The following is a 26,323-nucleotide window of genomic DNA, read 5'->3' as shown; positions in this document are numbered from 1 at the left end:
GAACAGGATAAAGATTAGTTAATTATCCAGGTTCCGCTGTTCGCGTTCTGACAAGCTTTGCTGTTGCTGTCCACATTAACGCAGGTGGCTTTGCTCGACTTGCGGGTGCGTGGACGGTCTTTTTTCAGCGTCTGCGCATACAGTTCGCTTTTGACCAGCGCGCGCGGTGGAACGTAGCCAATCAGCTCCGGTTGGTCTTGTTCGGCAATCGCCAGCCAGCCGTTCTGGACGCTGCCGAGCACAGTATAGGTTTTACCGTTTTCCAGTTCGCTCAGAACTTTGCCGCCAAAATCAGGAGTATTCATGACAGAACCGGCGTATAGCGCGCGATAGCTGGCATTAACTGGAGTAAATTCTGTCGGGACAGTAACGATATAACGGTGAGTCAGCGTGACGCCATTGACCTGGCTTGTGACCAGCGTATCGTCGGTCATCGTTGGTGCAGGGGCTTTACAGCCGACCAGCACGGTCACTATCAACAGAGGCAAGAGGTTTCGCAATTTCATTCAGACGTTCCCTGCAAATCGGGGTTAGGCCCAATGGTCATGGTGCTGCCTGCGGAGCAGGGATGACTCATGGCGTAGACGACGCACAGAGATAGTCACCGAGCAAACAACATTCTGACCCGGGATTCCACTAAATATTTAACAAGTGTTTAGCACGGATTGTCTGATTTTACATAGCCTGTTTAACAATACAATGCTGATAACACGGATATTTTTAGCACATCGGATTGATTTATAAGCAAAGGCGCGCGTTAGCAGCGAATTTTGTGGGGATTAAACGAAACGGGGAATGTAACGCGACTGACCCCCGGTAGCCCGGGAGTCGCGGTGAAGCAGATTAACGTTCTTGCTGCGCCATGAGCAGGGCAAGGTCGACCAGGCGATTGGAGAAGCCCCATTCGTTGTCATACCAGGCGAGGATTTTCACCATATTGCCACCAATCACCAGCGTCGAAAGACCATCAATAATTGACGAGCGCGGGTCGCCCTGGTAATCGCTGGACACTAACGGCTCATCGCTATAGCCGAGAATGCCTTTCAGTGGGCCAGATGCCGCCGCCTGACGAAATGCATCATTCACTTCTTCCGCCGTGACATCGCGCTCAAGGGTAACGGTCAGGTCGACAATCGACACCACCGGGACCGGGACCCGCAGTGAATAACCGGTCAGACGTCCGTCAAGCTCAGGGATAACTTTACCGAGTGCTTTCGCCGCGCCGCTGGAGTAGGGCACGATAGAGAGCGCTGCGGCTCGCGCCCCGCGTAGGTCTTTCTCCGGCTGGTCGTGCAAAACCTGGCTGTTGGTGTAGGCGTGGGTGGTGTTCATCAGGCCATGCTTGATGCCGAAACGCTGGTGCAGCACCTGCGCCGCCGGGGCGAGACCGTTGGTAGTACAACTGCCGTTACTCACCACGCTGTGTTTTTGCGGATCGTAGAGCTGGTGGTTGACGCCCATCACTACTGTTAAATCGTCATTTTTGCCAGGCGCGGAGATGATGACGCGCTTCGCGCCACCGCTGTGGATGTGGACTGCTGCTTTTTCGCGATCGGTGAAGAAACCAGTGGCTTCAATCACGATATCCACCTCAACGTCGCGCCATGGAATGTTCGCCGGGTCACGTTCGCTGAACACGGTAATCGTCTGGCCGTCGACCCGTAGCCCACCCTCGACGGCTTCTACGCTTGCGGAGAACGTGCCGAGCAGCGAATCGTATTTCAACAAATGCGCCAGCGTTTTGCTGTCCGTTAAATCATTGATTGCCACAATCTGTAAATCGGGATTGCCGAACGCCGCGCGTAAAACGTTGCGACCAATCCTGCCGAAACCATTAATACCGACCTTAACCATGATCAACTCCTTCTCTGTTGTCTATGGCGTAACTGTAGGCGGGCAGGGTGTTGGCGTAAACGACAAAAAAGGATCACATTACGCCATTTTGCGACAATGGAAGCGCTGGCGATACTCACCCGGCGTCAGGTGTAATTGTTTTTCAAACAGGCGACGCAAATTGATGCTGCTGCCAAACCCGGTCTGTTCGGCAATGCGCTCGAGCGGATCGTCAGTTTGCTCCAGACGCTGGCGGGCTGCGGCCAGACGCGCCTCGGCCACGTAGCGGGCCGGAGACGCTCCGGTTTCACGGGTAAACACGCGGGTAAAGTTCCGTGGGCTCATGGCGGCTTTTTCTGCCAATTTTTCCACGCACAGGTCGGCGGTTATATTGTCGAGGATCCACGCCAGCAGCGCGTTCATTGGCCCGTGTCCGTCGGATTGTTTCAGGTTATAGCGGCTGAACTGCAACTGCCCGCCGGGGCGGCGCAGATACATCACCATGTCCTGGGCGATATCGCGGGCGAGGGTGAAGCCATAGTCTTCTTCGACCAGCGCCAGCGTGAGGTCGAAGCCGGTACTGACGCCGCCCGAAGTCCAGATGTGGCCGTCCTGAACGTACAGTGGCCCGGCTTCGACGAGGACCTGCGGATATTCGGCTTTCAGCGTGTCGAGTAATTTCCAGTGGGTGGTGGCCCGTTTGCCTTCCAGCAATCCGGCCTGCGCCAGTAAAAGTGCGCCGCCGCAGACAGAGGCTACGCGTCGGGCGTGCGGGGCCGCAAGGTGCAGCCAGTCGACAACCGCGATGGACTCCAGCGGATCCTGTCCACGACCGGTGATGATAATGGTGTCCAGCGGTTCGCGTGGGTCCAGCTCGTGCAAACGGTGATCGGCCAGCAGATTTAACCCTGACTGGCCGTGAATAACCTGATGCGGTTGGGTGGTAGCGAGTGCCACGTGATAACGCGGCTGCGCCGGACCTTCCGGATGCAGGCGATTGGCCTGCATCAGAATGTCGGCAATACCGGCAGACTCAAACAACATGCCGCCGTCGGGGACGATAATCAGGATTTTTTTCATGTCCTGAAAAGTACACCTTGCACATATTAAGTCAAGTCGGTAATGATGCTGCTTCTTCGCGCGGGACCGCTTTTTTCATCGGGATAACGGCAATGATGATCGCCCCCAGAACCAGGAACCCGGCAACCATAAAGATCCCGGCGTTGAAGTTGCCGGTGACATCTTTCATCCAGCCCATTAGCAGCGGCCCGAGCGCCGCGCCGGTCATCCCGGTGGCGTTGATCACCGCAATGCCCACCGCGCGAGCGCGCAGGGAAATGTAGCGATCCGGCGTGGTCCAGAAAATAACCATCGCCGCAAACGCCCCTGCCGACGCCATCACAATACCGCTGAACTGCCACAGCGGATTGGTGCTGGAAGCGGTGAGCATCCAGCCTGCGGCGGCAAAAAGATACGGCAGCAGAGTGTGGAATTTTCGCTCGTTCATTCGGTCCGAACGTTTGCTCCACCACACCATCGCCACGATGGTGCACAGCTGCGGAATGGCGCTCAGCAGGCCGATGGTCACGTTACTGCTGGTTTCGTTAAAGCTGCGCAGGATAAGCGGCGTCCAGACGCTCAGTGCGCTCAGCGTATTGGTCAGGCAGAAATAGGCCAGCGTGTAGAGAATGATAATCGGGGTGAACAGTTCGCGCGCCATGCTGCGCGGCGGCAACAGCGAAGCGCTGGCGGCCAGCTGTGTTTTTTGCAGCGCGATTTTGTCCGCTTCCAGCATCTCGTTCAGGCAGGCCTTGTCGTCTTCGGTCAGCCATTTCGCCTTCGACGGACTGTCATCCAGCCAGAACCACACCACCAGACCTAACAGCACCGACGGGAAGCCTTCCAGCAGGAACAGCCACTGCCAGCCTTTCAGGTTCAGCAGGCCGTCCATGTTGAGAATGTACCCTGAGGCCAGCGACCCCAATGCCATGGTGACCGGCATCGCAATCATAAACAGGGCGTTGGCACGGGCGCGGTACTGGGCCGGGAACCAGTAGGTTAAATACAGCAGCAACCCCGGCAGGAAACCGGCTTCCGCAATTCCGACCAACATTCGCAACACATACAGACTGTTCGGTCCGCTGGCGAACATCGTGGCGGTAGACGCAATGCCCCAGATGACCATCAGCATTGCAATCCAGCGGCGTGCGCCGACGATACTCAGCATGATATTGCTGGGAATTCCGCAGATAACGTACATCACATAAAACAGAGTAGTGGCGAGCCCAAACATGGTGCTGCTCAGGCCGAGATCTTTGCCCATCGTCAGCCCGGCAAAACCAATATTAATGCGGTCCAGATAGGAGAATACGAACAGGACAAATAAAAATACAATTAGGCGGCGGAACAGCTTCTTGATAACGGCTTGCTGGCGCGGGTCCAGCGGCGGATCCTGAGGTAATTGTGCAGACGTATCGGTCATAAAAACTCCACATTGCGATTATTAGTATGAGTGTGCAGGTCGGCTAAACGTATAGAAAATAGCCACGGCAAACGTCAATGTAATAACCAAAAAATGATACGTAATTGCAGGTGATATATCATTTATGAATCATAATGCGACGGCGATCGTGCCTTTTTCTTATGACCCGGTTCAAACCCGCAACACGCAACGTTTTGACGCTATAGCCGTCACGGATTCGCAGGTATAATCGCGCTATCTGCTGCTTTTTTCTGGTAAGGAAACGCATGAGTAACATAAAAAAAATCGCTGAGGACACAGCCGCCGATCCCGGCTTCCATCGCGAAGAATTTCCGTTCTACTGGATTGTGAATGTTTATGCGCGTTACACGCAAATCATGGAAATTACACTGAAAAAAGCGCAGCTCGATGTTTCTGGCTTTCGGGTGCTGATGGTGACGCACCAGTACGGCAAAGCCAGCATTTCGCAGATTGCCGAGTACGCAATGGCTAAAATGCCGACGGTCACCAAAATCGTTGGCCGCCTGCGCGAAGACGGTTTGGTGACCACCGCCAGCAGCGAAAGTGACGCCCGCGTAACCGAAGTGATGCTCACTGAACTCGGGCGGCAAAAAGTGGAAGAAGCCTACGCCCAGGCCAGCAAAGTGTTTGAAAAAGGGTTTAAAGGCATGACCAGCAACCAGGTGGCGAAAATGAATCTGTCACTGGCAAAAGTGCTGGATAACCTCAACGAACTTTGACCCTGAAGCGCGCAATGACAAATTTGTGATCTGCTTATGCAATTATCATAATCCTCTGTAATTCCACACCTTTTAACGAAATGCTGTCATCATTGAACATGACGGCATTCTGCTTCAACTCCGCCATTTTTGTTTTATTTTTCATCAGCCTGACGCAATAACCTTTTGCTTAAAAAGGTTAATGAATTGTTGTCTGCTGGTAAAGTTAACGTGAAATATTACTTGAATTTTCATCTAAATCTTCCATGATTGACCTAACATTAATCAGGACAAAAGGTCGCGTTGACGACTCACCTGAATATGATTCGTTTTTTCTGGTCAAGGTGTTAATCATGAAGCCAGTTTCTGTGAGCAAAGGTTTTGTAGAACAGTTTATCCTCGGTGAAGGCGATCTTCGTTTTGCGGTCAAAGACACGCTGGACGTGGCAGGTTTCCCGACCCGGGCAGGCTGTCGGGCGCTGGAAAACGCCCCGGATGCAGAACACCATGCCAGCGTGGTTACCACGCTGCTGGGTAAGAATTGCGTAATGACCGGAAAAACAACGCTGCATGAGTTGGCGTTTGGCGTGACGGGCATCAATGCCTGGGGCGGTACACCGCTCAATACGCGCTTCCCTGAAGTGATCCCGGGCGGCTCATCCAGCGGTTCGGCGGCGGTGGTGGCCTCAGGCGAAGTCGATTTTTCCCTCGGCACCGATACCGGCGGATCCGTGCGAATGCCTGCGGCCTGCTGCGGAGTTATCGGCCTCAAGCCCGGTTACGGCGTTTTGAGCCGCCAGGGCGTCATGCCTGCGGAGAGCTCGCTGGACTGCGTCGGCGTATTCACCCGTGATGCTGCGGTGCTGCGCCAGGCGATGACCCGGCTCGGCGTTGTTGTCAACGAACCCTTGTCCGCGCTACCGGCGATGTCGTTCCTTTCCGCTGCAACCCCTGAAATTGATGCCTGCCTGCGGGCTTTCCTCGAACAACATTCCGTGCAGCCACGCGACGCAGAATTGTCGCTGTTTGCCGACGCGCACCGCGCTGGACTGGCCATCATCAGCCACGAAAACTGGCTGGCGCTGAATCCGCTGCTGGCGAGCGGGCAGGTGTCCGCCGATGTGGCATCGCGTATTCGCTCAGGGGCTGACGTCAGCCCGGAAGCCCTCGACACCGCCGAACAGACTCGCCGTGATTTCAGCGCGCAGCTCGATGCTTTACTGGCGCAAACTCCGTTGCTGGCGCTGGCAACCTTGCCAGAACTGCCGCCGACGTTGAGCGAGGCTAAAGACCCGCTGAGCGTGGTCAATCTCACGCGGCTGGTGCGTCCGTTCAACCTGAGCGGTCACCCGGCACTGTCGCTGCCGGTCGGTGAAATCGCCGGTCGCCCGGTATCGCTCCAGCTGGTGGCGGCCAAAGGTCATGACGGTTTGCTGGTGCAAGCGGCTGAATGGCTCACCCAGCGACGACGTCACTAACCACTTCTTTCGTTTTTTCTTTTCCCTGATGACTCAGTGAGTACGACTCATTGCGGCTTCGTGCGTCCTGAACGCGCCGCATATAACAAAATCCGGAGGAAGCTATGTCTGCCGTACCGATTCGTGAAGAGCTGGTTCCGCTGTTGAGTGACGTTGCCACTCGCAGCGCCGATTTTGAGCATCAACGTCACATCTCTGATGACGTGATTGCCCGTTTCAAACAGGTCGGCGTTTACCGCGCGCTGGTGCCGAAAATGTACGGCGGTGACGAATGTTCCCCGGCTGAGTTTTGTGAACTGGTCGAGCAAATTGCCACCGCCGATGGTTCGGCAGGCTGGGTCGCCAGTTTCGGTATGAGCCCGTTTTATCTCGGCGCTCTGCCGCCGGACACCCTGAAAGAACTCTATCGCGACGGCCCGGATGTGGTTTTTGCCGGGGGGATCTTCCCGACGCAAAAAGCGCAGCAGGCCGACGGCGGCTACCGCGTCAACGGGCGCTGGAGTTTTGCCAGCGGCAGCATGGGCGCCTCAGTTTTAGGCGTTGGTATTCTGCCCGACGGCGAACAGGCTTTGCCGCGGATGGCAGTACTGCCGCGTGAAAATGTGCATATCGACCCGGTGTGGGACACCGTGGGTCTCGCCGGAACCGGCAGCCATGACCTGGTGGTTAACGACGCGTTTGTGCCACACGAATGGACCTTTATCCGCGGCGGGGCGCTGAATCTGGAAGGGCCGCTGTACCGCTATCCGGTGCTGTCGCTGGCGACCCAGGTGCTGTCCGTCGTCGCCCTTGGCGTGGCCCGCGCCGCGCTGAATGAAATCTACGCTATCGCCCATCGTCAGCAATCGGTGACCGGCGCACCGCGTCTGGCCGACCGGCCACAGGCGCAGATGCAAATTGCCCACTGCGAAGCCGAATTACGTTCCGCCCGGGCCTGGTTTTATGACGCCATCGACGACGTCTGGCAAAAACTGCGGGTGGGGGATGACGCGAGCTGCGAACAAATTAACGCGCTGCGTCTCTCGTCCACGCACGTTACCCGCGTTTCCGCCGAGGTTGCGCGTCAGGCGCTGGCCCTCAACGGCATGGGCGGCGTGACCATGACCAGTCCGCTACAGCGCTACGTGCGCGACACGATGGTGATTACCCAACATGCCTTTATGGGCGACCTCTCGTACCTCAATGCCGGTACGGTCTTCTTTGGTGGCAAACCGCTGCCGGGTTACTTGTGATTTTTGAAAGGAGCAACAGATGAGCCAGTCAACAACCTTACGCGTGCTGTTTTGCATCGGCGTGAACCAGAACTTTTTCGATGCCAGCCCGGCAGAAGCCAAACAGGTGTGGGGCGCATTCGGCGTGATGATGAAAGGCATTGATGAAACGCCGGGGATCTCCGTTATCGGCAATATGGACGACGACCAGCTGATGGTCGGCCCGTCCACCACCGCGCCGTGGACTACCTACGTGTTAGCCGACGCTGAGCGTCTGGAAAACGTCGCCGCAGTCTGCAACCTGTTCCGCACCACGCCGGTCGGCGACAGCGGCAGCAAGCTGTGGAAGTACTGCAAAATCGAGGCCCGCGTCGGCCGCGAACTGATAATCCAGAACTGACGGAGCTGACGATGAACGCCCAGGATGCGCTGCGATTGCAGCAGCTCGAAGACTATCAGGCGGCACGGGTTTGCATCAGCGATTACATGCGTTTATGCGACCAGCTTGATACCCCGGAAACGGTACAGGCGATTGGCGCGCTGTTCAGCGTGGATGCCTGCTGGGAGGGCGTTGGTGAACCCTACGCCACGCGTCTCGGGCGTCATCCGGGGCGCGACGCCATCGTGAAAATGATGGCGGGCTACGTGCGTCAACCGGCGCATTTTGCGATGAACGCGCACTTCCTGTGCTCCGAAGCGCTATGGCATGAGCCGAACGGCACACTGCGCGGCCGCTGGCTGATGCTGCAAACCTCGGCGTTTAGCGCAGGCGGTGCGCATCTCAACGCCGCAGAACTCAATGTGAATTTTGTGCGAGAGGCGGGCGAGATGGTGATGCGCCACTTCACCACCCGCAACCTGTTCAGCCGCCCGGTAGACCACTGGCACGCGGCGGATGCCTTACCGGTTCCTGATAAAAACGAAGACGTGCAGGAGAATGGACATGCAATGTGATCACATCATTAATGTGAAAAATATCGATAGCGCGACACCACCGACGCTGACGAGCGCGGAGATTGCGGGGCTGGTGAAATCCGACCGGGTACACACGTCGCTGTACACCTCGGAAGAACTGTTTCAACTCGAACTGGAGCGTATCTTCAGCAAAACCTGGGTATGGGTGGCGCACGCCAGCGAAATCCCGGACACCGGCAGCTTTAAAACCACAGAGATCGGCACCCAGCCGGTGATTGTGGTGCGCGGGCGTAAAGGTGCGGTACACACCTTGCTCAACCGTTGCCGCCATCGCGCCGCCACGGTATGCGAACACCGCAGTGGCAAAACCAACAGCTTTGTCTGTCCGTATCACGGCTGGGGCTACGCGCTGGACGGCAGCCTGCGCGGCGTACCGCATCCGGAAAGCTACGCCGATCAGCTGGAAAAGGGCGAGTTGGGGCTGGTGTCGCTGCGCACCGAACAGTACGCCGGAATGATTTTCGCCACTTTTAATGAGCAGATTGAACCGCTGGAAGACTTCCTCGGCGTCGCCAAAAAGTGGATGGACTTGTTCATGAAGCAGGGCGCGGGTTATCCGATTAAAACCGGGCCGGCACACCGTTTCCGCTTCCCCGGTAACTGGAAGATTCAACTCGAAAACACCACCGACGGCTATCACTTCCCGGTCGTTCACCGTTCGTTTTTAAGCTCGGTCGATAAGCAAACCGAAGAGATGCTCAACTTTGTTGATGGCAGCGGCTACGTCGAAGATTTAGGCAACGGCCACAGCGTGATGGTGATGATCCCGGAACTGGTGGATTTAGACGCCAATCTTGACGCGCCAATCCCTGAACGCTTCGCTGAACTGGCCGACGCACTACGCGCCGATCACGACGAAGACCAGGTCCGACGCATCGTGCGTGCCGTCGGCGGCTCCGGTTTTAACCTCAACATTTTCCCGAACATCGCCTGTTCGATGGCCTTCTTCCGCGTGCTGCAACCGGTGTCGGTGCAGGAAACTGAGATTCATCATGCGGTGATCACCATGGACGGCGGGCCGGAAATTGCCAACCAGGCACGGTTGCGTCTGCATGAACATTTCCAGGGGCCGATGGGCTTTGGTACGCCGGATGACTCCGAAGCGTGGGAGCGCGTACAGCGCGGGGCCACTGCGGGCGACGATCTGTGGATCATGCTCAACCGTGGGCTGGCTGGGGAATACCGCTCTGACGATGGTTTACGCAGTGATGTCAGTGCCGAAACCGGAATGCGTGCGGCCTACCAGCAGTGGAAAAAATTGATGACGGAGGCAGAACAATGATGACCCCAGATTCTGCCCTGTTTACCGCGATGGCGGTGGTCAATCTTGAAGGCGATTTGCTCGACCAGGGTGAATTCCATACCTGGCTGACGCTGTGGCAACCCGACGGCTTGTACGTGGTGCCGATTGACCCGCAGGAAACCGATTTTAAAAACACCCTGAATTACGCCTGCGACGATCACCACATGCGCGAAAAACGGGTGAAGCGCCTGTACAGCGGGGAGTCCATTTCCACCACACCGCGCGCCAGAACGCTGCGCACACTGTCGCGTTTTCGGGTGCTGGAAGCGAGCGACGACCAGATTGTGGTGCGCGGGGCGCAATCCCTGTGGGAGCACCGTAAAGGCCACAGCCGCCATTATGCGGCAGACATCACCTGGCAACTGCAACGCCACGGCGAAAGCTGGCTGATTGAGCAGAAGGTTATCCGCCTGGTGAACAGCGACGATGTGCTGCACAGCATCGGCTACATCCTTTGAGGAGCGCATGATGACACAAACCGCATTAGTCACCGGCGCGGCTGCCGGACTGGGCAATGTCATTGCCACGCATTTGCTGGAGCAAGGCTTCCAGGTGGTGATGACCGACGTGGATGCCGCTCGTGTGCAGCAGGCAGCCGACCGGGTCGATAACGGGCAGGGCAAGGTGTTGGCGCTGGCGCTCGATATTCGTCAGCCGCCGGATTTTGCTCGCGCGCTGGATGCCACGATTGCCCGATTTGGCAGCCTCGAGGTACTGGTCAACAACGCGGCACTGACCCTGGCGACACCGGTAATGGACATTGAAGTTGATGAGTTCGACCGGGTAATGACCACCAATCTGCGCGGGACGTTTGTCGGCTGCCAGACAATGGGCCGCTACTTTGCCCGCCAGGGCTATGGCCGAATCATCAACCTCGCGTCATTAGCCGGGCAAAACGGCGGCACCGCGTCGGGCGCACACTACGCGGCTTCGAAGGGCGGCATTCTGACCCTGACCAAAATTTTCGCCCGCGAGCTGAGTCAAACCGGCGTCACGGTTAATGCCATCGCCCCTGGCCCGATGGATTCTCCGGCGGTCCATGCCATCGTTCCGGAAGAGAAAATGGCTGGCCTGCTACAGATGATCCCCGTGGGTAGCCTCGGCGATGCGGAGTTTGTCGCGCAGGCCGTGGCGTTGCTGGCTTCACCGCAGGCGTCGTTTGTCACCGGGGCAACCTGGGACATCAACGGCGGCCTGTTCATGCGTTGAGGAGCAAAACATGCTGACACTTCAGGTTATCCGACGAGAGTTACAGGGCGAGGTGGTCCTGCTGACGCTGGCCCATGCGGACGGCATTGCGTTGCCCGCTTTCCGCGCGGGGGCACATGTCGACCTGCATCTGACCGCGGATCTGATTCGCCCGTATTCGCTGTGTGGCGACCCGCAGGACCGCCAGCATTATCAGCTCGGGATCCTTAAGGACGGCAATTCGCAGGGTGGCTCACTGGCGGTCCATGCGCTGCGTGAAGGTGATGCGGTAGCCGTCAGCGAACCGCGAAACCTCTTCAATCTGGTTGAATGTGCCGCACACAGTCTGCTGATTGGCGGCGGGATTGGCATCACGCCGATGCTGGCGATGGCCGCCGAACTGCACGCCGCTGGACGCTCGTTCACGCTGCACTACTGCGCCCGGTCGCGCACTCACGCAGCATTTGTACCACAGCTCGAAAGCGCAGACTACGGCGGACAGGTTCAATTGCATTTCAGCGATGAGCAGCGTCTGAACCTGGACGCGGTACTGAGCGACGTGCCGCCCGGTACGCATGTTTATGTTTGCGGCCCGACGCGGCTAATGGACGCGGTAAACGATGGGGCGAAACGCCACGGCTATGCAGCAGAAAACGTTCATCAGGAGTGTTTCAGTGCCGAGGTGCAAACCGGCGGTGCGGCGTTTGAAGTGGTGGCAGCAACCAGCGGGATCACCGTTCAGGTGCTGGAAGATCAGACTATCGTTGAAGCGCTGGCGCAGGCGGGGTTGAAGGTGAACGTCTCCTGCAAACAGGGCATCTGCGGCAGCTGTCTTACCGATGTGCTCGAAGGCGAGCCGGACCATCGCGACAGTTATCTCACTGATGAAGAAAAGGCCGACGGCGACCAGATCTTGCTGTGCTGTTCCCGGGCGAAGTGCGGCCGTCTGGTTATCGACTTGTAAGGAATCTCACATGACTCTGCAAACTGATTTTCGTAATGCGATGGCCCAGTTGGGCAGCGCGGTCTCAGTTATCACTACCGACGGCCCGGCGGGGAAATTTGGCTTCACGGCGTCTGCGGTCTGTAGCGTGACCGACCAGCCGCCAACTCTGCTGGTGTGCATGAACCGCAACTCTTTCGCCCATGAGCACTTCAAGCGCAACGGCACGCTGTGCGTCAACGTGTTATCGAGCGACCACCAGACGCTGTCGGGCGTGTTTGCTAATGCCAGCCTGCGTTCAGAGGAACGTTTTGAACATGATAACTGGCAGATATTGAGCAGCGGCGCGCCGGTACTGAGTTCGGCGGTTGCCTGTTTCGATTGCCTGATTGCCGACTGTCATGAAGTGGGCAGCCACTCGGTCTTTTACTGCCAGGTGCAGGCGATCCGCATCAGCGAGCAGCCGCGCGGGCTGGTCTGGTTCAACCGTCGTTATCATGCCATCGGGCATGACGTCGAGGCGTAAAGCCACTCATTATATAAAAAGGGCACGCGTGATGAGCAATGTGGCAACTGAAAATAACGTAACCGCCGGGGCCGTTCCCCAGGATGCGCAGCAAATGCGTAAGCTGGTGATGGCGTCGGTGCTGGGTAATGCGCTCGAATGGTATGACTTTTTCCTGTACGGCACGGCGGCGGCGCTGGTCTTCGGCCCGCTGTTCTTCCCGGTGGGCGGTGACCCGCTCCAGGGTACGCTGCTGGCATTCTCCGGCTTTGCGGTCGGCTTTCTGGCCCGTCCGCTGGGCGGTATCGCGTTTGGGCATATCGGCGATCGCTACAGCCGCAAAATGACGCTGATCATGACGTTGACGCTGATGGGCGCGACGACCTTCGTGATTGGTCTACTGCCCGTCTATTCGCAGATTGGCATCTGGGCGCCGATCTGTCTGATCTCGTTGCGCTTCTTGCAGGGTGTGGCCTCGGGTGGCGAGTGGGGCGGAGGGGTGCTGATGCTCAGCGAAAGCGCGCCCGCGTCACGCCGTGGTTTTTATACCGCCTGGAGTCAGATGGGTGTCTCCGGTGGTTTCGTGCTTTCGGCCTTCGCGTTTTATCTGGTGCAGCAACTGCCGGAAGCGGACTTTATGCGCTGGGGCTGGCGTGTGCCGTTCCTGCTCAGCATCGTCATCTTTTTAGTTGGCGTGTATATCCGCAAAAACATCCGTGAAAGCAAAGCCTTTACCCAGGCGAACCCGGAAGACAAGCACGAAAAAATCCCGCTGGTGACGCTGATGCGCGATCACCCAAAAGCGCTGTTGCAGGCGATTGCTTTGCGTCTGCCGGAAAACGGCGCGTCCTATATTTTCTTCACCTTTTCGGTGGTGTACGCCAAACACATCGGCATCGGCACCGGGGAGATCATCAGTGCCGTGACGCTGGCGATGCTGGTGGAATTTTTCTCGATTTTGTTCTGGGGAGCGTTATCCGACCGCATTGGGCTGAAACCGGTCTATTACATCGGCGTGATGGGGCTATTGGTGATGGCATTTCCGTTCTTCTGGCTGCTTTCCACCGGTAACTACGGCTGGGTGATGCTAGCCATGATGCTCGGTTTGCCGGTGTGTCACGGGGCGATGATCGGCACTCAGCCTTGCATTATGAGCGACCTGTTCCCGGTGCGGGTGCGCTATTCCGGACTGGCGCTGGGGCATGAAGTGGGTTCGATATTTTCCGGTGGACTGGGGCCGATGCTGGCGGTGGCGTTGCTGATGGAGTTTGACGCCTCCTGGCCGGTTTCCCTGTTGCTGATGGTATACGCATTACTGGCCTGGGTGGCGCTGCGCAGCTTGCCGTCCGGCCAACAAAACACGCACACAGGAGTGAAACATGAGCATCAGCATTGAGTCCATCGCCTGCTGGCTGGTGGATATCCCGACCATTCGCCCGCACAAGCTGTCGATGACCACCATGGGCTGTCAGACCTTGACCATCGTACGCATGACCTGCGCACAGGGTGTTGGCTGGGGCGAAGCCACCACCATCGGCGGCTTAAGTTACGGCTCAGAAAGCCCGGAATCGATTAAATCAGCGATTGAAACCTATCTTTCGCCGCTGCTGTGCGGGCAAACCTTCAGCGGTGTGGCGGCGCTCGCCGCGAAAATGAACGCCAGCGTGAAGGGCAACACCTTTGCGAAATCGGCTCTCGAAACCGCGTTCCTCGACGTACAGGGGAAAATGCTTGGTCTGCCGGTCAGTACGCTGCTCGGCGGGGCGTTAAGCGAACGTCTGCCGGTGCTGTGGACTCTGGCGAGCGGCGATGCCGAAAAGGATATCGATGAAGGAAAACGCCTGTTGGCGGAAGGGCGGCACGACACCTTCAAACTGAAGATTGGTGCGCGCGAGTTGAAAACTGATATCCACCACGCGCTGGCGATCAAAGCCGCGCTTGGCGACGAGGTCAGCATTCGGGTGGACGTCAATCAGGCGTGGGATGTGGCCACCGCCATTAAAGGGATGACCGAACTGCAGGCCGGCGGCATTGACCTGGTCGAGCAGCCCATTCCGCTGTGGGATCAACGCGGATTAATCACGCTCAGTCAGCGCTTTGCCGTGCCGATTCTGGCGGATGAAGCGGTGGCAACCCTCCACGACGGCTATGCGCTGGCCAGCGGCGGTTTCACTGGCGCGTACGCGCTGAAAATCGCCAAAGAGGGTGGGCCGGTGCAGGCGTTAAAACTGGCGCAGGTGGCACAGGCCGCCGGTATTGCGCTGTACGGCGGCACCATGCTCGAAGGCACGCTCGGCACGGTGGCCTCTTTACACGCCTGGTCAACGGTGAATATGCAGTGGGGCACCGAGATGTTCGGCCCGCTGCTGCTCAAAGACGACATCGTGGTGCGACCTCTGGATTTCAGTCACGGCCAGGTCACTCTACCGTCAGGCCCGGGGCTGGGCGTTGAAATCGACGCCGATAAACTTCGGCATTACGCCAGAACCTAAAGGATATCAACATGCTTTTTAAAGTTGAAATGCAGGTCAACATTCCGTCTACGTTACCGAAAGCGCAGGCGGATGAAATTAAAGCCAAAGAGAAAGCTTATTCACAGCAATTGCAGCGCGACGGCAAGTGGCCACACATCTGGCGCGTGGTCGGTCAGTACGCCAACGTCAGTATTTTTGACGTGGCGGACAACCAGGAGTTGCACACCATTCTGACGGCGCTGCCGCTCTATCCGTATATGGACATCAGCGTGCAGCCGCTGTGTGAACACCCGTCGTCGATTTATAGCGAGCAGTAATTAAACAACGAAAACAACCCTTACCCTACAAGAGGAAGTTGCAATGTCAGTCAATCCGGCAAAACAAACAGAACTGGAAACGTTACTCGCCATCAGCAGCGGCTTAAATTCAGCGCAGGGCAGCGAGCGGTTTAAAGCCATCATGCATCAGGTGCTCGGCGACCTGTGCCAGACCATCAAAAAGTTCGATATCACCGATGAAGAGTTTTGGCTGGCGGTGAACTATCTCAACGAGCTGGGGGAACGCAAAGAAGCGGCGCTATTGGCGGCGGGTTTAGGCCTGGAACACTATCTGGATATGCGCGCCGATGAAAAAGAGGCCGCTGCCGGGAATGAAACCGGTACGCCGCGCACTATCGAAGGGCCGTTGTATGTGGCGAATGCACCGCTGAGTCAGGGCTTTGCGCGGATGGATGACGGCAGTGAAAAAGCCGAAGCGATGTGGTTGCACGGGCAGGTGACCGATATTAACGGCCAGCCGGTGGCGGGCGCGGTGGTGGATATCTGGCATGCGAATACGATGGGCGGCTATTCGTTCTTCGACCCGTCGCAGAGTGAATACAATTTACGCCGTCGTGTAGAAACCGGAGCTGACGGACGCTATGCGGTACGCAGTATTGTGCCGTGTGGCTATGGCTGCCCGCCGGATGGCCCGACGCAAAAACTGCTGAACGGATTAGGCCGCCACGGTAATCGTCCGGCGCACGTGCATTTCTTCGTTTCCGCACCAGGCTTTAAGCATCTGACCACGCAAATTAACCTCAACGGTGACGAATATTTGTGGGATGACTTTGCCTTTGCGACCCGCGAAGAGCTGATTGCTGACCCGGTAAAAATTACCGATGAACGTCTGGCGCAGCAGCGTGATATTCCTGCCCCGCATACCGAAGTGAGTTTTGATTTCTCGCTGGTGGCGACCGATGAAAGCAGCGAAGAGGAAAGGGTGAAACGCGCGCGCGTGAAGGCATAAATAAAAAGCAGGGCAGTATCAGACTGCCCTGCTCCAGCGTTACAGGGCGCGGATCTCTTTCGAGCGCAGCGTCACCCGCACCGGCACCGATTTATACGACGGCGTGCCGCTGTCTTCATCACGATAACTGAGTGGAATCAGCACGTTGGCTTCCGGATAATATGCCCCGACCGAGCCGGAGGCGATGCTGTATGCCACCACGGTGATATCTTCCAGCCGCTGATGGCTGTCGGGCAACGCGGTGGAAATATCTACCCGGTCGCCGTGCTCCAGCCCCAGTTGCGCCATGTCATCTTCGTTCATAAACAGCACATCACGACGACCAAACACACCGCGATAGCGGTCATCCAGCGCGTAAATGGTGGTGTTGTACTGATCGTGACTGCGCAGGGTGATCATCCGTAAGGTGTTGTCGCCTTCGCCTTTGACGTTTTCATCCACGCCGTGGAATACCGAAAACATGGCTTTGCCGGTCGCCGTCGGCCACACGCGCTCCGTTGGCGGCAGCGGCATGCGGAAACCACCCGGCACGCGAATACGTTCGTTGTAATCGGTGAAGCCGGGCAGGGTTCGTTCAATCAACGTGCGAATCCGATCGTAATCGGCGACCAACTCTGTCCACGCCACTTTGGTCTTCGGCAGCGTCGCTTTGGCCATGCCCGCGACAATCGCCGGTTCGGAAAGCAGTAGCGAGGACGCCGGTTTCAGCTTGCCGGAAGAGGCGTGGACCATCGACATCGAATCTTCCACGGTAATCGACTGCCTGCCGCTCTGCTGCATATCCAGCTCGGTGCGGCCCAGACACGGGAAAATAAACGTCTCTTTGGCGACCAGCAAATGCGTGCGATTGAGTTTGGTACCCACATGAACGCTGAGGTCGAGCTTTTGCATTGCCGGGAAGGCCTGCTGGTGATCGGGCATCGCTACGGCAAAGTTACCCCCGAGACAAATCATCGCTTTAGCATCACCGTCAATCATTGCCTGCGTCGCGGCCACAGCATCGTGACCGTGTTTTGACGGCGGCACAAACCCGAACACTTCTTCAATTTTTGACAGGAATGCTGCCCCAGGTTTTTCCGTGATACCGACCGTGCGGTTGCCCTGCACGTTAGAGTGCCCGCGCAACGGACAAATGCCTGCGCCGGGCTTACCGATATTGCCGCGCATTAGCAGTAAATCAGCAATTAAACGGACGTTGGCGGTGCCTTTGTTATGCTGGGTGACGCCCATGCCGTAGGTAATGATGGTGGCGTTAGATTTGGCGTAGGCGGTAGCGACGCTTTCAAGGTCGGCGCGTGTCAGCCCCGATTCCTGTGCGATGGATTCCCATGAGGTCGCGTTAATATCCGCGGAAAACTCGGCAAAGCCTTCGGTGTGCGCAGCAATAAATTCACCGTCCAGCACGTTACCGCGCTCGGCTTCAAAGGCGAGCAAATGTTTGGCGATGCCTTTTAACGCGGCCGCGTCGCCGCCCGCTTTAACCTGAAAATAGGTCGAAGCGATATCGGTTGAGCTGTAGGTTGCCATTTCGACCACGCTCTGCGGATCGGCAAAACGCTCCAGCGCGCGCTCGCGCAGCGGGTTAAAGACGATAATCGGCACGCCCCGGCGGGCCAGTTCGTGCAGAGTGCCCATCATGCGCGGGTGGTTGGTGCCCGGATTATGGCCAATGGACAGTACCAGCTCGGTTTTCTCAAAATCATCGAGCGAGACCGTGCCTTTGCCGATACCGATGGATCGCGGTAAGCCGGTGCTGGTGGCTTCATGACACATATTGGAACAGTCGGGAAAATTATTGGTGCCCAGTTCGCGGGCGAACAGCTGGAATAACCAGGCTGCTTCGTTCGAGGCACGACCGGAAGTGTAAAACTCGACTTCATCCGGGGCCAGCCCACGCAGGATTTCACCTATGCGCGCAAAGGCGGCTTCCCAGTCCACCGGGCGAAGGGTGTCGCTGGCTTTGTCGTACACCAGAGGATGGGTTAAACGGCCATAGCCTTCCAGTTCGAAATCACTTTTCGCCAGCAGCGAGGTCACGGTATTTGCCGCCAGAAACGCAGGCGTGACCCGTTTGTTGGTGGCTTCCCAGGTGACGGCCTTCGCGCCGTTCTCGCAAAACTGGAAGGTGGATTTGTGTTCTTTATCTGGCCACGCGCAGCCTGGGCAGTCAAACCCATCGGGCTGGTTGGTGCGCAGCAGCGTGGGAGGCGCGTCAAAGGTATCCATTTGCGTGCGTACGGCAATTGCCGTGGCTTTCAATGCTCCCCAGCCGCCAGCAGGCCCGTCATAGTGTCTGATCCCGGGTACTGCGCGTCGTTTGTTACTCATATCAGCTCCTGCTGGGTGGTTTACTGGAACAATTCTACACTGCTGGCGTTAACGGTTTAACGACAAAAGAGGAACAATTTGTGAGGGGGCGGGCGCATTGAAGACGACACTCCCGGTGGTTATTTTCCACAAAGTGAAAATGTTACGTCGGCAGTACATTTCGTTCGAGAGTCGTTATGCCTCCTTATTATGAATTATATCCAACACGTTAAATAAGCCTTGTGAAAAGTAAGGGGTATTTAACTCTGTATTTTCATGAGGGTTATTTTGTGCCGTTTCGTTTATATTACATCAGCCCCCTCCTTATTTTTGGCAGGTTGTTTTTGGAAGCTATACCGTTTTGATCGAAACGACGCGGTTGTTTGAATACCCTTTTACTGTTTGTGATTTCATTCGAAATGATGAGTATGGCCAGTTTATTGTTGTGAACTTTTCTGTTTTTATGCGAGATAATACCGCTGGAGATAAAGTATTCAGATTAATAATTAGGTTCGGTAGAGGCTTGTCATGGAGGTTTAGCGCTGCTAATTAATTAAAAAAGCATTGTTGTTATCTATTTAGCAATCACCCACAGGCGGACCGCACGGGTAAACTGACGCTAACGCCGGTATAACAAAGATAATATATTGTCAATGTTGCGACCGCATCGTTCAGCCCCTGATCCCCGCATCTATATGTTGATGATTGAATTGTCTGCTATATTTTCGTAAACCGTCTTTCTTACTGATGAAAAATATTTCGTCGGGTTTATGCTGGCATTTATCAATGGGGATGTTATTTCCCTGGGTTTATTACGGGTTCGTCAAGAGTGACGGTTGGGCATCGCTGATGACCAGCCTTTATGCGCTGCGTTAGGTTCAATTTAATGACCGGGGATACAGAATGTTGGATACGTTGATCGCCGAAGTCACTCATGCATTGCAAACAACGCCAGGGCTGGCGATTTTTCTGGCCCTGACATTTGGATATGGAATTGGTCAGATCCGCCTTGGTCCAATTCAGCTTGGCGGTGTCTGCGGCACTTTAATCGCAGCCTTATTGATTGGTCAGCTTAATATCCCGGTTGAGTCGGGGATTAAAAATGTGTTTTTCATGTTGTTTATCTTCGCCTTAGGTTATAGCGGTGGCCCACAGTTTTTTGCCAATCTGAATGCCAGAGGCCTGCAGTTGGGCATATTTTGCCTGATTGAAGTGGTGGCGGTACTGGCATTGGTGCTGACAGCCACGGTTGTTATGCATCTGGACCCAGGCACTGCGGCAGGGATGATGGCCGGAGCCGCGACCGAATCAGCCGTGGTGGGTACTGCGACGGATGCGATCTCTCGTCTCGACCTGCCCGCGCACGAAATCATTCGCTTGCAGGGTAATGTCGTGACGGCGTATTCCATTACCTACATCTGCGGCCTGATCACCATCGTGATCGTTACCAGCCAGCTGTTTCCCCTTTTCTTGCGCGTTAATTTGCGCAAAGAGGCCGACAAACTGTGGGTGAGCATGGGCGGGCGCATTGAAACCGAAGGGGTTTCTGCTCTGCCTGCGGTCGTCGGCCGTGCCTACGTTGTTGAGGGCGGGGCAGGCTATACCGTGTCTTCGATCCTGACGAAGCTGGGGCAGCAAAGCAGCATAATTCGCGTTCAACGCCGTGGGCGGCAGGTGGCGTTGTCGCCGGATCTTAAGCTCCGCCGTGGCGATGAAGTTCTGGTGGTGGGCTATCGCGGTTCGATGATTGATATCTCGAAGATGCTTGGTAGAGAAATGCCCGATACTACGTCGCTGAGCGTCGGGCTTGATACCTACAGCATTGTCCTTCTCGCCCCCGCTATGTTTAACCAGCCGCTTCAGTCGCTGACGTTACCGCCAGGCGCGCATGTCGCCTCCATTCAGCGGGGCGATTCCACGCTTCCTTCGCTACCCGGCACGCTGTTGCAGAAACACGATATTTTGCAGATTTACGACGCCAGTCCCGGTGGCGGCCGCACATCAGCCCCGCAGCTGGGTGGTATCGGCAAAATGCTGCCAGACAAACTGGCCAGTAATCTCGGCATCGCCGGATTGGCGATTGCTGTAGGCACAATTCTGGGCAGCTTCACCCTCAAAATTGGCGGCATTCCTTTCTCCGCAGGTACCGGCGGCGGCGTGCTGGTTGTCGGCTTGATCCTCGGCTGGTATCACGCCCGTCGTGCCGATCTGCATACGGTCAATTCTGATGCGTTGTCGCTGCTTAAAGACCTTGGTCTCGCCGGGTTTATTGCCGGTGTCGGTCTGTCATCCGGGCCTCAGGCGCTGGCGCTGATTGAACAATATGGCTTTACCTTGCCGGTTCTTGGGGTGGCGATTGCGGTCATTCCTGCCTCGCTGTCCCTGATAGTTGGTCATTTCTGGCTGAAGCTCAGCCCGCCCGTTTTATTGGGCGCCATCGCTGGGCAGCAGTGCAGTACACCGGCATTGAGTGCGATTCAGAACGCGTGTGGAAACTCCACGCCGCTGCTGGGTTACACCATCACCTATGCAATTTCCAACGTCGTGCTCCCATTGATGGGGCCGTTGATTGTCGGGCTGGCCAGTTCATTCCAGCCCTTATAGCTGTCAGGACTTTTCATCCATGTAACTGAGGTTAACCCATGAACTGGTTGCACGATTTGTTTCAAAAGTCTCCCGAGATCGCACTGTTTTTCTCGATTGCTGCCGGGTATTACATCGGCAAGATTAAATTTGGGAAATTTCAGTTAGGTGGGGTAGCAGGCTCGTTACTGGTGGCCGTGTTAGTTAGCCAGGTCGGGGTGCAGATTGATCCCGAAGTGAAATCCGTGATGTTTGCGCTGTTTATTTATGCCGTGGGATATGAGAGCGGGCCAGATTTCTTCCGTTCTCTGGGGAAACAATCGATTAAAGAGATCGTTCTCGCGGTTGTTCTCGCTGTCACCGGCCTGCTCACTGTGGTGGTGTTAGCCCGCTGGTTTGACCTTGATAAAGGGCTGGCTGCGGGTGTTGCTGCGGGAGCACTGACTCAGTCAGCGATCATCGGTACGGCGGGTGACGCGATTACCAAATTGGGCCTTGGGGCCGATGAGGTTCAGCGTCTGCAAGGGAATGTGGCGATTGGCTATGCGGTGACCTACGTGTTCGGGTCATTCGGCGCCATTTTGGTGTGTGTGAACCTGCTGCCGAAATTTATGGGCCGAAGCATCAAAGACGATGCCCTGAAGGCTGAGAACGAAATTCAGGCCGGAGCGAACGTCTTTGGTCCGGGCCAGGAAGCGGCCGCACCTGACTTAGTGGGCAGGATTTTCAAGTTACCAGCCGGTACCGCGACAAGCGTGCAGGCGCTCGAAAATACCACTGAAGTGGCTATCACCATTGAGCGTGTTAAACGCGACAAACAGCTTCTTGAGCCAAGCCCGGACATGCAATTACTGCCTGGCGATATTGTGCTGGTGGTGGGACGCCGTAACGCGGTGGTTTCCGTTGCCGATAGATTGGGCAAGGAGATGCACGACGAAGAAGGCATGGAATTGACCATGCAGCGCCGGGATGTGGTCATCACCAACAAGACGCTCGACAAACGGGCGTTTGGCGAAATCCGGGCGGAAGTAGCGCACGATGTGCGTCACGGCGTGTATGTCTCGCAGATTTCCCGTCAGGGTAAAATTCTGCCGTTGGAACCGGAAACGCAGCTGTTATTGGGCGATATGGTCACCGTGTTTGGCGCTGAAAATGACGTTAAACGCGTGGTGGATTTGGTCGGCCATGCGATTGTGCCGAGTGCCAAAACAGACTTCGTCTATATGGGTGCAGGCCTGGTGGTCGGTTTACTGGTCGGGATGCTGACCGCAAAAATCGGTTCTATTCCGTTAACCCTCGGCAGCGGCGGTGGCGCATTGCTGTCTGGTTTACTGTTCGGCTGGTTCCGCTCTCGTCGCCAGTCGTTCGGCTATATGCCTTCTGGTGCGGTACAAATCCTGAAAGATTTGGGTCTGGCTGCCTTCGTGGTGGTAGTGGGGATTTCATCCGGCCTGCAGGCGGTGCAAACCGTTCAAAGCCAGGGCCTGAAACTGCTTATCATCGGTATCGTGGTAACGATCCTGCCGTTAATTCTTACCATGTTGTTTGGCCGCTATGTTCTTCGCTACAACAACACCGCCATTTTCGCCGGGGCGCTGAGCGGTACGCGCAGTGCTAACCCTGCCTTCGGTGAAATTCTCGATAAAGCTGAAAACTCCGTCCCAACCGTTCCCTTTGCCATCACCTACGCCCTCGCTAACGTGTTTTTGACCTTGCTGGGGCCGCTGGTGGTTGCACTGGTTTAAAGAAGTTTCATCAAATGGTCGCCAGCCCGGGCCTACACGGGCTGGCAGTTTATTCTGTCAATGATTCAGTAAGGAGTAGTGACATGGATTTTAGCGATTCGGAAAAACTCGCGCTATTAAGCCCTTTTGAACTGAAAGATGCACTGATGCAGCGTGCCGTTCAAAGCAATCAGTTGATGTTAAATGCCGGGCGTGGCAACCCTAACTTCCTGGCAACCACTCCACGTCATGGCTTCTTCCAGTTTGGCCTGTTTGCGATGACCGAAGCCGAACGTTCTTACAAGTACATGGAACATGTTGGCGGATTCCCTCAGCGTGAAGGGATCGAGGCCCGCTTTGAACTGTTTGCCCGACAACATGAAACGATTCCTGGGGTGCGTTTTATTGAGTCCGCCGTGTCCTATATCCGCGACCAAATGGGGCTGAACGCGGGCGATTTCATTTACGAGATGTGTGAAGCCATCCTGGGCTGTAACTATCCAGTGCCGGACCGCATGCTGAAGATGAGCGAAGAGATCATCGGCAAGTACATCCACAAAGAAATGATTGGCAATTATCCTTTCGTGGGCAAATTCGATATGTATGCGCTGGAAGGCGGTACGGCGGCGATGACGTATCTGTTCGCCAGCATGAAATCGAACCATGTCATCAACGAAGGCGATACGATTGCGCTCGGGATGCCGATATTTACGCCATATATCGAGATCCCTGAGCTGAGTGACTACAACCTTAAAACCATCCATATCGACGCGCCGCAGTCGAACAACTGGCAGTACACGCACGAAGAATTGGATAAGTTGCTGGATCCAAAGGTTAAAGCCTTCTTCCTGGTCAACCCAAGCAACCCGCCATCGGTTAAAATTGACGACGATACCTTGCGTTATATCGCCGAAATTGTGAAAAAACGGCCTGACCTTATCATCCTGACGGACGATGTTTACGCCACGTTTGCGGATAACTTCGTTTCGCTGTTTGCTATTTGCCCGTACAACACCATCCTGGTGTACTCCTTCTCCAAATACTTCGGCGCAACGGGCTGGCGTATGGGGATTGTGGCGACCCACGAAAACAACATCATTGATGCGGCGATTGCGGCGTTGCCGGAAGCCAAACAGAAACAGCTGGATAAACGCTATTCTTCAATCACTACCACACCTCGTAGCCTGAAGTTTATCGATCGTCTGGTGGCGGATAGCCGTACCGTAGCGCTGAACCATACTGCGGGGCTTTCAACGCCAATTCAGGCGCAGATGACGTTGTTCTCTCTGTTCTGTCTGATGGATGAGCCGGATGCCTACAAGGCGGAAATGAAACGTATTGTATTGCGCCGTAAAGAAGCGCTTTACCGTGAGCTGGGTCTGCCAATGCCGTATGACGCCAACTCGGTACGTTATTACCACCTGTTGGATCTGCAAGACCTGGCAGAAGAAATGTACGGAAAAGATTTTACCAAGTGGATGATAAGCCAGATGAAACCGAATCAGGCGTTGTTCCGCCTTGCCGAAGAGACGGGTGTCATCCTGCTGCCAGGTAAAGGGTTCGGCACCACCGACCCATCATGGCGCGTTTCACTGGCAAACCTGAATGAATATGACTATGCCAATATCGGTAAAGCGATACGCAAACTATCAGAAGAGTATTATCAAATGTTTGTTCAGGCGACCGGGGCCAAAGTTACGACGCCTGCGGCCAAAGCCGTCAAAACGATTGAAAATGCCACTGTAAAAGCGAAAGGCAAAAAGAAATAATCGGGTAGGGTCGTTCTGATGGAATAACAGGCAGTGTCCTTAGGGGCACTGCCTTTTTTATGGGGCGGTTATTTAGAGGAACACATTGCGACGATTCACTTTATCTTGCAGGGCTTTGCAGCCTTAATACAAAGACTATGCTGCACATGATGACACACGCAGCCAATAAGACCATGCTCTGAAGACCGATGACAGCTAATATCTGTCCCCCGGCAAGTGCACCGGTGCCAATCGCTGCATTGAAAATTGCAACGTAAATTGCTGACGCTGGCTGTGCGGCATTTCCCGCATTTCGCAGAAGCCATGTCTGCAATCCAACGAATACAATTGCCATACTCCCGCCCCATATAGAGAGCAGCATACCTGTGAACCACAGAGGAAGTGATGCAAAGCTCTTCATACCCAGTATCCCAAGCGCAACTGCACTGAGAAACAGTGAAATCAAAATCAGTACTTTGATATGTCGGTCAATCAACTTGCCGGCAATGATATTCCCTATCAGTCCAGACAGTCCTGAAATCAACAACAGACCAGAAATGGAAACCGCCAGTACCCCCCTGGTTTTTGTCAGCAGTGGTTCAAGGTAAGTAAATGCCGCAAAGTGCGCCGAAATAATGCAGGCAGTTGCACCATAAAGAGAAAGGATCTCTGGATTTTTAAATATACCGCGGTAAACATCCAACCTCAGTGGCTGAGGAGAAGCCAGTGTGGGCAGCGTCCAGAATAAAGCGCAGGCGGTGGCCAATGACAACAGTGAAATCGCTGTAAACGCATGGCGCCATCCGGCCGTGTCTGCAATAAAGCTGGACAGCGGCACACCCAAAACACTGGCAGCCGAAACACCGCCAAAGATGATTGACGTGGCCAATCCGAGTTTACCTGTCGGAACAAGCTGTATGGCCACGGTACCAATTAATGCCCAGAAAGCACCGTGTGCCAGTGCGCCTGCTATACGGGCAGTCATAAATGCATTCATTGTGTGAGATTGCGACGCGAGCAGACAGGAGAGAGCCAGAATCAACATTAGTGCAACCAGCAGACCCTTTCGGGAAATTCGTGCTGGCATTGTGCCGGACAAAAAAGCGGCCAAAGCGGCAACCCAGCCATAAGCGGTAACGACAAGACCCGCACCAGATTCAGTCTGATTCAGATCCTTCGCTAACATGCTCAGCATGCCCACAGGTGCAAGTTCGCTGGTCACAATCGTAAACGCACTGATCCCGAGCGCTGTTACTGCCACCCAGGCGCGGGCGGGCACCGGACTTACCTGTAAAATGGTGTCGTTCATGTCATAAATACTCTTGATAGATACTGGGAGAAATGTGTGAAGAATGTTTCGTAGGCTGGGTGCGGGTTCGCATGCCTTTTATCCCTCGGTGCGTAACGTTCTTCGGCGCTTTCGCTTTGAGCAACTAACCAGCCCGGGCGTTATAAAACCCTGACCGAGTGTGGATACATCAGGGGATGTCGCTAGATTGCTTTTATGCATGTCTATCTCCTTGTGTGGGACTGCAGTATCATCCGGCTAAATATGATAAAACA

23 protein-coding genes are annotated in these 26,323 nt (G+C 55.6%); 17 read left to right on the top strand and 6 right to left on the bottom strand.

Features of this window, described 5'->3' with window-relative positions; translation table 11 throughout:
- Nucleotides 1-14: 14 nt before the first annotated feature.
- From MUU46_RS14320 to hpaX, 4 genes are all read right to left on the bottom strand, one after another.
- Nucleotides 15-506 carry an SH3 domain-containing protein gene (locus tag MUU46_RS14320; protein ID WP_258965851.1) on the bottom strand — a complete coding sequence of 164 codons (492 nt, stop codon included), beginning with the start codon at nt 504-506 and terminating at the stop codon, nt 15-17.
- 337 nt (nt 507-843) lie between these two features.
- Nucleotides 844-1,854 carry a type I glyceraldehyde-3-phosphate dehydrogenase gene (gene gap / locus MUU46_RS14315; RefSeq protein WP_159755658.1) on the bottom strand — a complete coding sequence of 337 codons (1,011 nt, stop codon included), beginning with the start codon at nt 1,852-1,854 and terminating at the stop codon, nt 844-846.
- 78 nt (nt 1,855-1,932) lie between these two features.
- The gene (locus MUU46_RS14310) at nt 1,933-2,913 is read right to left on the bottom strand and encodes a GlxA family transcriptional regulator (RefSeq protein ID WP_258965850.1); all 981 of its coding nucleotides are present in this window, start codon (nt 2,911-2,913) and stop codon (nt 1,933-1,935) included.
- A gap of 31 nt (nt 2,914-2,944) precedes the next feature.
- Nucleotides 2,945-4,315: a 4-hydroxyphenylacetate permease gene (gene hpaX / locus MUU46_RS14305; RefSeq protein ID WP_258965849.1), complete on the bottom strand. Its 1,371-nt coding sequence runs from the start codon at nt 4,313-4,315 to the stop codon at nt 2,945-2,947.
- Nucleotides 4,316-4,581: 266 nt separating this feature from the next.
- Between hpaX and MUU46_RS14300 the strand changes: the two genes are divergently transcribed.
- The 14 genes from MUU46_RS14300 to catA all read left to right on the top strand — a co-directional run bounded on the left by MUU46_RS14300 (nt 4,582) and on the right by catA (nt 16,398).
- Nucleotides 4,582-5,055 (top strand): MarR family winged helix-turn-helix transcriptional regulator, encoded by a 474-nt coding sequence (locus MUU46_RS14300; protein ID WP_258965848.1) that lies wholly within the window; start codon nt 4,582-4,584, stop codon nt 5,053-5,055.
- Nucleotides 5,056-5,387: 332 nt separating this feature from the next.
- A complete protein-coding gene (locus MUU46_RS14295; protein WP_258965847.1) occupies nt 5,388-6,512 on the top strand; it encodes an amidase in 1,125 nt (374 codons plus the stop codon).
- 104 nt (nt 6,513-6,616) lie between these two features.
- Nucleotides 6,617-7,744 carry an acyl-CoA dehydrogenase family protein gene (locus MUU46_RS14290; RefSeq protein WP_258965846.1) on the top strand — a complete coding sequence of 376 codons (1,128 nt, stop codon included), beginning with the start codon at nt 6,617-6,619 and terminating at the stop codon, nt 7,742-7,744.
- Between the two features lie 19 nt (nt 7,745-7,763).
- Complete coding sequence (locus MUU46_RS14285; protein ID WP_258965845.1) at nt 7,764-8,123, top strand: IacB protein; 360 nt, start codon at nt 7,764-7,766, stop codon at nt 8,121-8,123.
- Between the two features lie 11 nt (nt 8,124-8,134).
- Entirely contained in the window at nt 8,135-8,677 is a 543-nt protein-coding gene (locus tag MUU46_RS14280; protein WP_258965844.1) for a nuclear transport factor 2 family protein, read from the top strand.
- Nucleotides 8,667-9,980, top strand: a complete 1,314-nt coding sequence (locus tag MUU46_RS14275) for an aromatic ring-hydroxylating oxygenase subunit alpha (protein WP_258965843.1) — start codon at nt 8,667-8,669, stop codon at nt 9,978-9,980. The genes MUU46_RS14280 and MUU46_RS14275 overlap by 11 nt, the downstream gene beginning before the upstream one ends.
- Nucleotides 9,980-10,459, top strand: a complete 480-nt coding sequence (locus MUU46_RS14270) for an aromatic-ring-hydroxylating dioxygenase subunit beta (RefSeq protein WP_309582942.1) — start codon at nt 9,980-9,982, stop codon at nt 10,457-10,459. The genes MUU46_RS14275 and MUU46_RS14270 overlap by 1 nt, the downstream gene beginning before the upstream one ends.
- 10 nt (nt 10,460-10,469) lie before the next feature.
- Complete coding sequence (locus MUU46_RS14265) at nt 10,470-11,210, top strand: SDR family NAD(P)-dependent oxidoreductase (RefSeq protein ID WP_309582941.1); 741 nt, start codon at nt 10,470-10,472, stop codon at nt 11,208-11,210.
- Nucleotides 11,211-11,220: 10 nt separating this feature from the next.
- Nucleotides 11,221-12,153 (top strand): PDR/VanB family oxidoreductase, encoded by a 933-nt coding sequence (locus tag MUU46_RS14260; RefSeq protein WP_258965840.1) that lies wholly within the window; start codon nt 11,221-11,223, stop codon nt 12,151-12,153.
- A 10-nt stretch (nt 12,154-12,163) separates the two neighbouring features.
- Nucleotides 12,164-12,658 (top strand): flavin reductase, encoded by a 495-nt coding sequence (locus tag MUU46_RS14255; RefSeq protein WP_159755688.1) that lies wholly within the window; start codon nt 12,164-12,166, stop codon nt 12,656-12,658.
- Between the two features lie 94 nt (nt 12,659-12,752).
- Nucleotides 12,753-14,033 carry an MFS transporter gene (locus MUU46_RS14250; RefSeq protein ID WP_374685011.1) on the top strand — a complete coding sequence of 427 codons (1,281 nt, stop codon included), beginning with the start codon at nt 12,753-12,755 and terminating at the stop codon, nt 14,031-14,033.
- The gene (locus MUU46_RS14245; RefSeq protein ID WP_258965838.1) at nt 14,017-15,129 is read left to right on the top strand and encodes a muconate cycloisomerase family protein; all 1,113 of its coding nucleotides are present in this window, start codon (nt 14,017-14,019) and stop codon (nt 15,127-15,129) included. The genes MUU46_RS14250 and MUU46_RS14245 overlap by 17 nt, the downstream gene beginning before the upstream one ends.
- Nucleotides 15,130-15,140: 11 nt before the next feature.
- The gene (gene catC / locus MUU46_RS14240; protein ID WP_159755697.1) at nt 15,141-15,428 is read left to right on the top strand and encodes a muconolactone Delta-isomerase; all 288 of its coding nucleotides are present in this window, start codon (nt 15,141-15,143) and stop codon (nt 15,426-15,428) included.
- Between the two features lie 43 nt (nt 15,429-15,471).
- Nucleotides 15,472-16,398, top strand: coding sequence for a catechol 1,2-dioxygenase (gene catA / locus MUU46_RS14235; RefSeq protein WP_258965837.1), 927 nt, complete (start codon nt 15,472-15,474; stop codon nt 16,396-16,398).
- 39 nt (nt 16,399-16,437) lie between these two features.
- Here catA and MUU46_RS14230 read toward each other — a convergent pair whose 3' ends face one another.
- Complete coding sequence (locus tag MUU46_RS14230; protein WP_258965836.1) at nt 16,438-18,726, bottom strand: FdhF/YdeP family oxidoreductase; 2,289 nt, start codon at nt 18,724-18,726, stop codon at nt 16,438-16,440.
- Between the two features lie 882 nt (nt 18,727-19,608).
- Between MUU46_RS14230 and MUU46_RS14225 the strand changes: the two genes are divergently transcribed.
- From MUU46_RS14225 to MUU46_RS14215, 3 genes are all read left to right on the top strand, one after another.
- On the top strand, nt 19,609-21,309 hold the full coding sequence (locus MUU46_RS14225; protein WP_159755706.1) for an aspartate-alanine antiporter-like transporter: 1,701 nt from the start codon (nt 19,609-19,611) through the stop codon (nt 21,307-21,309).
- Between the two features lie 38 nt (nt 21,310-21,347).
- A complete protein-coding gene (gene aspT, locus MUU46_RS14220) occupies nt 21,348-23,033 on the top strand; it encodes an aspartate-alanine antiporter (protein ID WP_159755709.1) in 1,686 nt (561 codons plus the stop codon).
- 83 nt (nt 23,034-23,116) lie between these two features.
- The gene (locus MUU46_RS14215; protein WP_258965835.1) at nt 23,117-24,781 is read left to right on the top strand and encodes a bifunctional aspartate transaminase/aspartate 4-decarboxylase; all 1,665 of its coding nucleotides are present in this window, start codon (nt 23,117-23,119) and stop codon (nt 24,779-24,781) included.
- Between the two features lie 100 nt (nt 24,782-24,881).
- Here the strand turns inward: MUU46_RS14215 and MUU46_RS14210 are convergent, their stop codons facing one another.
- The gene (locus MUU46_RS14210; RefSeq protein WP_159755715.1) at nt 24,882-26,069 is read right to left on the bottom strand and encodes an MFS transporter; all 1,188 of its coding nucleotides are present in this window, start codon (nt 26,067-26,069) and stop codon (nt 24,882-24,884) included.
- Nucleotides 26,070-26,323 lie beyond the last annotated feature (254 nt).

Source organism: Scandinavium tedordense (assembly GCF_024764965.1).
In the GTDB taxonomy this organism is placed as follows: domain Bacteria; phylum Pseudomonadota; class Gammaproteobacteria; order Enterobacterales; family Enterobacteriaceae; genus Scandinavium; species Scandinavium tedordense.
The sequence above is the reverse complement of the archived record's forward strand: the minus strand, read 5'-3'. Positions and strand labels throughout refer to the sequence as shown.

What these genes read in the sequence shown, in the direction of transcription:
- MUU46_RS14320 (WP_258965851.1), bottom strand. Translation starts at nt 506, where the DNA reads ATGAAATTGCGAAACCTCTTGCCTCTGTTGATAGTGACCGTGCTGGTC.
- gap (WP_159755658.1), bottom strand. Translation starts at nt 1,854, where the DNA reads ATGGTTAAGGTCGGTATTAATGGTTTCGGCAGGATTGGTCGCAACGTT.
- MUU46_RS14310 (WP_258965850.1), bottom strand. Translation starts at nt 2,913, where the DNA reads ATGAAAAAAATCCTGATTATCGTCCCCGACGGCGGCATGTTGTTTGAG.
- hpaX (WP_258965849.1), bottom strand. Translation starts at nt 4,315, where the DNA reads ATGACCGATACGTCTGCACAATTACCTCAGGATCCGCCGCTGGACCCG.
- MUU46_RS14300 (WP_258965848.1), top strand. Translation starts at nt 4,582, where the DNA reads ATGAGTAACATAAAAAAAATCGCTGAGGACACAGCCGCCGATCCCGGC.
- MUU46_RS14295 (WP_258965847.1), top strand. Translation starts at nt 5,388, where the DNA reads ATGAAGCCAGTTTCTGTGAGCAAAGGTTTTGTAGAACAGTTTATCCTC.
- MUU46_RS14290 (WP_258965846.1), top strand. Translation starts at nt 6,617, where the DNA reads ATGTCTGCCGTACCGATTCGTGAAGAGCTGGTTCCGCTGTTGAGTGAC.
- MUU46_RS14285 (WP_258965845.1), top strand. Translation starts at nt 7,764, where the DNA reads ATGAGCCAGTCAACAACCTTACGCGTGCTGTTTTGCATCGGCGTGAAC.
- MUU46_RS14280 (WP_258965844.1), top strand. Translation starts at nt 8,135, where the DNA reads ATGAACGCCCAGGATGCGCTGCGATTGCAGCAGCTCGAAGACTATCAG.
- MUU46_RS14275 (WP_258965843.1), top strand. Translation starts at nt 8,667, where the DNA reads ATGCAATGTGATCACATCATTAATGTGAAAAATATCGATAGCGCGACA.
- MUU46_RS14270 (WP_309582942.1), top strand. Translation starts at nt 9,980, where the DNA reads ATGACCCCAGATTCTGCCCTGTTTACCGCGATGGCGGTGGTCAATCTT.
- MUU46_RS14265 (WP_309582941.1), top strand. Translation starts at nt 10,470, where the DNA reads ATGACACAAACCGCATTAGTCACCGGCGCGGCTGCCGGACTGGGCAAT.
- MUU46_RS14260 (WP_258965840.1), top strand. Translation starts at nt 11,221, where the DNA reads ATGCTGACACTTCAGGTTATCCGACGAGAGTTACAGGGCGAGGTGGTC.
- MUU46_RS14255 (WP_159755688.1), top strand. Translation starts at nt 12,164, where the DNA reads ATGACTCTGCAAACTGATTTTCGTAATGCGATGGCCCAGTTGGGCAGC.
- MUU46_RS14250 (WP_374685011.1), top strand. Translation starts at nt 12,753, where the DNA reads ATGCGTAAGCTGGTGATGGCGTCGGTGCTGGGTAATGCGCTCGAATGG.
- MUU46_RS14245 (WP_258965838.1), top strand. Translation starts at nt 14,017, where the DNA reads ATGAGCATCAGCATTGAGTCCATCGCCTGCTGGCTGGTGGATATCCCG.
- catC (WP_159755697.1), top strand. Translation starts at nt 15,141, where the DNA reads ATGCTTTTTAAAGTTGAAATGCAGGTCAACATTCCGTCTACGTTACCG.
- catA (WP_258965837.1), top strand. Translation starts at nt 15,472, where the DNA reads ATGTCAGTCAATCCGGCAAAACAAACAGAACTGGAAACGTTACTCGCC.
- MUU46_RS14230 (WP_258965836.1), bottom strand. Translation starts at nt 18,726, where the DNA reads ATGAGTAACAAACGACGCGCAGTACCCGGGATCAGACACTATGACGGG.
- MUU46_RS14225 (WP_159755706.1), top strand. Translation starts at nt 19,609, where the DNA reads ATGTTGGATACGTTGATCGCCGAAGTCACTCATGCATTGCAAACAACG.
- aspT (WP_159755709.1), top strand. Translation starts at nt 21,348, where the DNA reads ATGAACTGGTTGCACGATTTGTTTCAAAAGTCTCCCGAGATCGCACTG.
- MUU46_RS14215 (WP_258965835.1), top strand. Translation starts at nt 23,117, where the DNA reads ATGGATTTTAGCGATTCGGAAAAACTCGCGCTATTAAGCCCTTTTGAA.
- MUU46_RS14210 (WP_159755715.1), bottom strand. Translation starts at nt 26,069, where the DNA reads ATGAACGACACCATTTTACAGGTAAGTCCGGTGCCCGCCCGCGCCTGG.